General features: G+C 39.1%; 7 protein-coding genes. 3 read left to right on the top strand and 4 right to left on the bottom strand.

The features are described from left to right. The 3 genes from FTU29_RS10935 to FTU29_RS10925 form a co-directional block, all read right to left on the bottom strand. Positions 1-593 (bottom strand): phage late control D family protein (locus FTU29_RS10935; RefSeq protein WP_180121833.1); only part of this gene is annotated, 593 nt, incomplete at its 3' end. Positions 594-1,279: 686 nt separating this feature from the next. Continuing rightward, complete coding sequence (locus FTU29_RS10930; RefSeq protein ID WP_180042285.1) at positions 1,280-1,843, bottom strand: TetR/AcrR family transcriptional regulator; 564 nt, start codon at positions 1,841-1,843, stop codon at positions 1,280-1,282. Between the two features lie 301 nt (positions 1,844-2,144). Then, entirely contained in the window at positions 2,145-2,780 is a 636-nt protein-coding gene (locus FTU29_RS10925) for a cation transporter (protein ID WP_180121805.1), read from the bottom strand. Positions 2,781-2,856: 76 nt separating this feature from the next. Here FTU29_RS10925 and FTU29_RS10920 point away from each other — a divergent pair, with 76 nt between their 5' ends. The 3 genes from FTU29_RS10920 to FTU29_RS10910 all read left to right on the top strand — a co-directional run bounded on the left by FTU29_RS10920 (position 2,857) and on the right by FTU29_RS10910 (position 5,012). Further along, a complete protein-coding gene (locus FTU29_RS10920; RefSeq protein ID WP_180089094.1) occupies positions 2,857-3,273 on the top strand; it encodes a Cd(II)/Pb(II)-responsive transcriptional regulator in 417 nt (138 codons plus the stop codon). An 80-nt stretch (positions 3,274-3,353) separates the two neighbouring features. After that, on the top strand, positions 3,354-4,748 hold the full coding sequence (yegQ, locus tag FTU29_RS10915) for a tRNA 5-hydroxyuridine modification protein YegQ (protein ID WP_180121804.1): 1,395 nt from the start codon (positions 3,354-3,356) through the stop codon (positions 4,746-4,748). 9 nt (positions 4,749-4,757) lie between these two features. After that, positions 4,758-5,012 carry a YfhL family 4Fe-4S dicluster ferredoxin gene (locus tag FTU29_RS10910; RefSeq protein WP_078194533.1) on the top strand — a complete coding sequence of 85 codons (255 nt, stop codon included), beginning with the start codon at positions 4,758-4,760 and terminating at the stop codon, positions 5,010-5,012. Positions 5,013-5,296: 284 nt separating this feature from the next. Here the strand turns inward: FTU29_RS10910 and ahpF are convergent, their stop codons facing one another. Then, positions 5,297-6,862 (bottom strand): alkyl hydroperoxide reductase subunit F, encoded by a 1,566-nt coding sequence (gene ahpF, locus FTU29_RS10905; protein WP_180121802.1) that lies wholly within the window; start codon positions 6,860-6,862, stop codon positions 5,297-5,299. Positions 6,863-6,996: the final 134 nt, after the last annotated feature.

Here is a 6,996-nt window from a genome sequence, read left to right as displayed (position 1 = left end):
TGTGCTTCATCGATGAGCCAGTTAATGCCTTCACTGCGCCAAAGTCGCGTTAAAAAGTCATAATCGCTTTCATTCGACTGCATGATGAAAGGTCGTACATCATAGTTTTGGCTTAAACCGCTTAGATTTAGCGTTAGACTGGCAGCAAAGAGCGGACTTTTGCTTTGCCATTCTTTAAAGAGAGTTTCACTGACATCGCGCACCGATTTGTTCATAAATACGCGGCTATTGCGGCGCTTATGCCACAGCGATGTTGCATCTTCTAAAGTGAGTTTATATAGCGTGAGTGAACCGTCACTCTGCCCTTGGGTGGCTTCGGTAATAATACCCGTGGTACGGAAGAGTTCGCCCTGATCGGTCACTTGATCAACGGCAACTTGTGCGCCAATAAATTGTTTTAGTGGAATAAGTGCATTAGTAGATAGGCAAATCAAAGTCGCTTGCAGGCCTTGGTTTAAGACATGCTCCCCATCAATACGTTGAATAAAAAGCTCTTCATTCAACGCAGGATTGGAAAATTGCACATGAATGGCACGTTTTTGGGCGGATAGACCCAATTGTTCTAATACAGCAAATATTTTGCCTAACATAATAAAAATTCTAAATTGTAATCATGGAAATAATTTTGCTGCTAGTTTAGTCAAATTCATCAATAAACTTAATGCTTAAAACCATAGAAGATGTTTCGTTATGTAAAATCCACGATTCAAAAATTCACTTAAAAATAAAAAGCTGAGAACCCACTCACTAAATACTTCTTGCATATAAAATATTCACAAAATGGTCTTAGACCATGCACTTGCATCCAACAAGCAACGTCATTCACACAAGTGTAAAAATAGTTTTATCATCTAATTTACATCGAGCTTAATGATCAAATTTTTAATATTATCTTTAAAAATAGTGGATTAATTTAAACTTAAGCTAGATTAAAAAACACACAAACCTTTCTTTCCTCTCTTGTAATTCACCTAAGATCCCCTATAATTCAAAAAAAACAGACAAGTCTGTCTATTTTGCTGCAAAAACCGAATGAATTTAGCATTCAGAGGGTAAAAATATAAATGAGAGAAAACGTATAAAACGTTCGAAAATCAAATCATTGACTTAAGCTAACAAAGTGAATGATTTGAACGCACAATTGTCAGCAAAGCGCGATTACCCCAAATAATTGCGCTTTTTATTTTCTTAGAATCTTACGTCATGTGAAAAAAATTGATGGTTAATCAATACAAATATGTCGTCTCTAGATTTAAAACCTAGATGCCTACAAACAAATTTAAGCGGTCAACTCCAAACGAATTAAGGTTTCAACTCGCTTCCAATAATCTGCTAAATGCACTTGGTTGGGATCAATTTGAGCTTGAATGGTCATGCCATCCAAAATACTACTCAGAAATGCAGCGAGTTGTTCAGTTTGCTGAATGCCCAGATTTTGCAAGGCAGTACTTAGTTTTGATTTAAGCCACTCTTTATAGTCGATCGCAGGTTGCAATGACGAAGGATAAACTTTAGATATTTCTTCTACTGCTTTTTGAAACATACAACCATTAAAATCTGCAGTATGAAACCAAGCATCGTACCAAGCAAAAATGGTTTTAATATGCGAAAGATGGTCTTCTGGATCACATTTTGCAATAGCAGCTTCAAGTGATTCCTGTAAATTAAGATTTCGAATCACGAGACATTCTTCAATTAATTTGGCTTTAGAGGGGAAATATTTATAAAACGTCATTTTAGCAACGCCCGATTCCCCAATAATTCGATCTATACCAATCGAGTTATAGCTATAAGAATTGAAGAGTTGGAGCGCAACGTTAATGATGTCTTGCTTTTTCGACATTTAATTTACCTGATGCACCAATGGGGCCTAAACATAAAGCTTTTAAGGTAGAAAACCTAATTTTTAAACATGATTTTCGCGCGCTATTGTAAAGCATAACTTAATTGGAGTCTGTAGATAAAACCTCAGCACCCCATTAAATACAGTCTGATTTCAGAAGATTTATCAAATTAGCAGTCAGGGAATTTTAGTATAAAACTGACTGCTAATTTTATTTCAACTAGCGATTTAACGACTATTCATCTGCGTTAAAAACATGGATAAAATGAATGCCATTAACGGTGGATTTAAGAGTAAGTATTTAAGAGCAAGGGGTACTCAGAATATTTTTTTGCTTACGCTCTTGCAGTGCTTTTCGAATCACCTGATAACCGCCCGTTAAACCTAAGATCGCCATGATTACAGCCACAATCAAATCTGGCCATAGACTACCTGTACCAAATACCCCGACTGCAGCCAAGATCACTGCGACATTACCAATGGCATCATTACGGCTACATAGCCAAACGGATTGCATATTGGAGTCACCTTCACGGAAGGCATATAAGACGTATGCACAGATGACATTAGCGACTAGAGCCAAAATACCAATCCCCCCCATGGTGATCGGTTCAGGTGCGATCCCATTGGCATAGGCATAGAGCACTTTGGCAATCACAACGATCCCAAACGCTGCCATGACAAAACCTTTCACCAAGGCAACTGTTGCACGCCAATATAAACTGGCGCCTAGCACGGCTAATGAAACTCCATAATTAACAGCATCACCAAAGAAATCTAACGAGTCCGCCCAAAGCGCAGAAGAATGTGCATAAGCCCCGCCAATCAGTTCCACCAAAAACATCATGGCGTTAATGATTAAGGCGATCCAAAGCGCGATACGAAATTTACTGTTGGGTTTGCTTGGTGCTGGCTCATGACTACATGTACATGCCATAAATGTGCTCCAATTTAAAAATCAATGGATATGTATTATTCTTATTCAAAACTATGGACTCACTCCAAGGTCAAGCATGAACGTACAAAAACATTATTTGATTAAAGAATTGTCCACCAAATCTGGGGTAAGCGTTGACAGTATTCGCTTTTATGAAAAGAAAAAACTGCTGAAACCTAGCTTCCGCGCAGACAACAATTATCGCTATTATGATGAAGAAATGTACAAACGTTTGGTTTTTATTAAGCGCTGTCGAAACCTCGATATTTCTCTCACCGAGATTCAAACCCTGCTTGAACTTGAGCAATCCCCTACGCAAAGCTGTCATGCTGTGAATGAATTAATTGACAATCACATTCGTCAAGTTTCTGAAAAAATTAAAGAATTAGAAAATTTTAAAATACAGTTAAGTAAGCTCCGTGCCAGTTGTAATGAAACCAGTCAAATTAATGATTGCCAAATTTTAAAACATTTGGAAAACGGAATATCTTGAAAACCCAACTAAAATACTTGGTTGAATCCTTTTTTTAGATCACTACAATAAAGCCATAAATTTTTTATGCCTTTATTGACATGACGATTCAACACGTAACCGAACTCCTCTCACCTGCTGGCTCATTGAAAAACATGCGCTACGCTTTTGCTTATGGCGCAGATGCCGTGTATGCAGGTCAGCCGCGATATAGCTTACGTGTGCGCAATAATGCTTTCGACCATGACAATTTAAAAATTGGCATTGAAGAAGCTCATGCTTTAGGTAAAAAGTTTTATGTGGTGGTAAACATCCAACCGCATAACTCAAAACTGAAAAATTTCATCCGTGACCTTGAACCTGTGGTTGCCATGAATCCTGATGCACTAATCATGTCTGACCCTGGTCTGATCATGATGGTGCGTGAACATTTTCCAGAAGTGTCCATTCATTTGTCTGTACAAGCCAATGCGGTGAACTGGGCAACGGTTAAATTTTGGAAAAATATGGGACTGACACGTGTCATTTTGTCACGTGAATTATCAATCGAAGAAATTGAAGAAATTAAACACAATGTACCTGATATGGAAATTGAAGTTTTCGTACACGGTGCATTATGTATGGCTTACTCCGGTCGTTGCTTACTTTCTGGCTATATGAATAAACGTGATGCAAACCAAGGTGCATGTACCAATGCATGCCGTTGGGATTATAAAGTTCACGATGCAGTTGAAGATGAAACTGGTGATGTTATTCCAGTCACACAAATTGAAGAATCATCATGCTGCAATAATAAAAATGCCGATGAGCAACACGCCATAGAACAACACCAATTCGGCGAGCCGGTTTTATTACAACGCAATGAAGAAGACATGTTTGCTGCCGAAGAAGATGAACATGGCACTTATTTCATGAACTCGAAAGATTTGCGTGCTGTACAGCATGTTGACCGTTTAACCAAAATGGGCATTCATTCTTTAAAAATTGAAGGCCGTACCAAGTCTTACTTTTACTGTGCGCGTACCGCTCAAATTTATCGTAAAGCTATCGATGATGCCCTTGCTGGCAAACCGTTTGACCCTGCTCTCATGTCTCAGCTTGAAGGCCTTGCGAATCGTGGTTATACCGAAGGTTTTTTACGCCGCCATGTACATAGTGAATATCAAAACTATGAAACCGGCTCTTCACGTTTTGATCATCAACAGTTTGTAGGTGAAGTCTTAGAACGCAATGGCGACTCTCTTAAAATCGAAGTGAAAAACCGTTTTGTTGTGGGTGATTCTTTAGAACTGATGACCACTTCAGGCAACATCACCTTCGTTTTAACTGAAATGAAAGATAAAAAAGGTAATCTGATTGAGGATGCCAAAGGTTCAGGTCATATCGTGGATATTCCTGTTCCTGCCGATGTCGATATGCGCTACGCCTTACTGATTCGTAATTTACCCAATTCGACCGTAGATATTTCGGCTTCGTCTTTAGCGTATCAGGCTTGAGTTCGCTTTATGGCTTTGTTGATTACAGATAAATGCATCAATTGTGACATGTGTCTACCTGAATGTCCCAATGATGCCATTTATGAAGGCTCAAAGATTTATGAAATTGATGTCGCACGTTGTACTGAATGTGTCGGTTTCTATGAGCACCAAACTTGCGTTTCAGTTTGTCCGATTGAGTGCATTATTCCGCATCCGGAGCATATCGAAAGCCAAACTGATTTATTGGAGAAGTTTAAGGGTTTGAATTTATTTAAATCTTAAATGCATGGTGTGATTGGCGTAAGACTTGCTTAATCCACTTTATATAGAGAAACAACCTTGGGGAAAGTATAAAAATAAGGTTGTAAAACAAAAATAGCTGGGCAACGAATAGGGTTCAAAATGTGTGGGGACATTTTTGAATCCTAATTTTGCAGACAAAAAAAAAAGGAACTCCGGTGTTAGCATCCAAAGTTCCTGTAAAACGAGAATATTAAGAAAAATAATATTCTAATGACAACATTCAGCGCGGCCAGTGTGTTTCTCGAAACACACTGGCCTTTCTTTTATTGACCCGAACGGATGATGTAATCAAAAGCAGACAATGATGCTTTCGCGCCTTCACCTGTTGCAATGATGATTTGTTTGTACGGTACTGTTGTACAGTCACCGGCAGCAAATACACCTTTCACATTGGTTTCGTTACGCTCGTTAATTACGATCTCACCACGGTTTGAAAGTTCAACTGCTGTTTCTTTTAAGAAATCAGTGTTTGGTAACAAACCGATTTGTACAAAGATACCAGCCAATTCAATCGTTTTGATTTCATCAGTTGCACGGTCTTTGTAGTTCAATGCAGTCACTTGTGAACCATCACCGACCACTTCTGTAGACAATGCATTCATGATCACAGTGGTATTCGGTAAGCTGTTTAACTTGTCTTGAAGCACTTGGTCAGCACGAAGTTTAGTATCAAACTCAACAAGTGTTACATGTTCCACAATACCTGCAAGGTCAATCGCCGCTTCTACACCTGAGTTACCACCACCAATCACTGCAACACGTTTACCTTTAAACAATGGACCGTCACAGTGTGGACAGTATGCAACACCACGAGTACGGTATTCTTGTTCACCCGGAACGTTCATTTCTCTCCAGCGTGCACCTGTTGAAAGAATCACTGTTTTAGATTCAAGTTTTGCACCATTCTCTAAAGTCACTTCAACTAAGCCATTAGCTGTTTGGTCAGCACCTTTGATGTCAGATACACGTTGCAAGTTCATGATGTCCACACCGTACTCACGTACATGTGCTTCCATTTCAGCAGCAAACTTAGGACCTTGAGTCTTTTGAATCGACGTGTAGTTTTCGATGTCCATGGTATCCATGACCTGACCGCCCATGCGTTCAGCCACGATACCGGTTTTAATACCTTTACGTGCTGCATAGATTGCAGAAGTATTACCTGCAGGGCCACCACCAATCACAAGCACATCAAATGCTTCTTTGGCATTTAGCTTTTCAGCATCTTTTGCAGCAGAGTTGGTGTCTAATTTAGCAATGATTTCTTCCAAAGTCATACGACCTTGACCGATGTGGTTGCCGTCTTGGAATACCATTGGTACAGCCATGATTTTGCGTTCTTCCACTTCGTCTTGGAAGAATGCACCATCAATCATGGTTGCAGTTGTACCCGGGTTGTAAATTGCGATCAAGTTAAGTGCTTGAACCACGTCAGGACAGTTATGGCAGCTTAAAGATACAAACACATCAAAATCAGCTTTAAGACTTAAGCTTTTAATAGAAGTAAGAACTTCATCAGACACTTTTGGTGCATAACCTGAAGTTTGTAGCAAAGCTAGAATCAAAGATGTGAACTCGTGGCCCATCGGCAAACCTGCGAAGAATACACGTGGATTTTCACCTGCTTTTGCAATACCAAAGCTTGGCGCACGGCTGTTGTTACCGTCAAAACGTGCAGTCACTAAATCAGATAAAGCGGCAACTTCAGTCACCAATTCTTTAATTTTGTCTGATTTGTCCGTGCCGTTTAAAGTAGCGACGATTTCAATCGGGCCTTCAAGGCGTTCAAGTAAGGTTTTTAATTGAGCAGAAGTATTTTGATCTAACATTGCTAACGTCTCCAGAGGAGTAAATTTATTTGATGAGAGAATGATAGAACAAACCATTAAATAGGTGAAACGGTTTATTTTTATAAAATTAATCGGTTTTACAAATCAAATGATTAAATTTCTTTCTAAATCAT

It is taken from the genome of Acinetobacter sp. YH12086 (genome assembly GCF_013419345.1).
Classification (GTDB): Bacteria; Pseudomonadota; Gammaproteobacteria; order Pseudomonadales; family Moraxellaceae; genus Acinetobacter; species Acinetobacter amyesii.
This window is presented reverse-complemented; position numbering and strand designations above follow the sequence as displayed.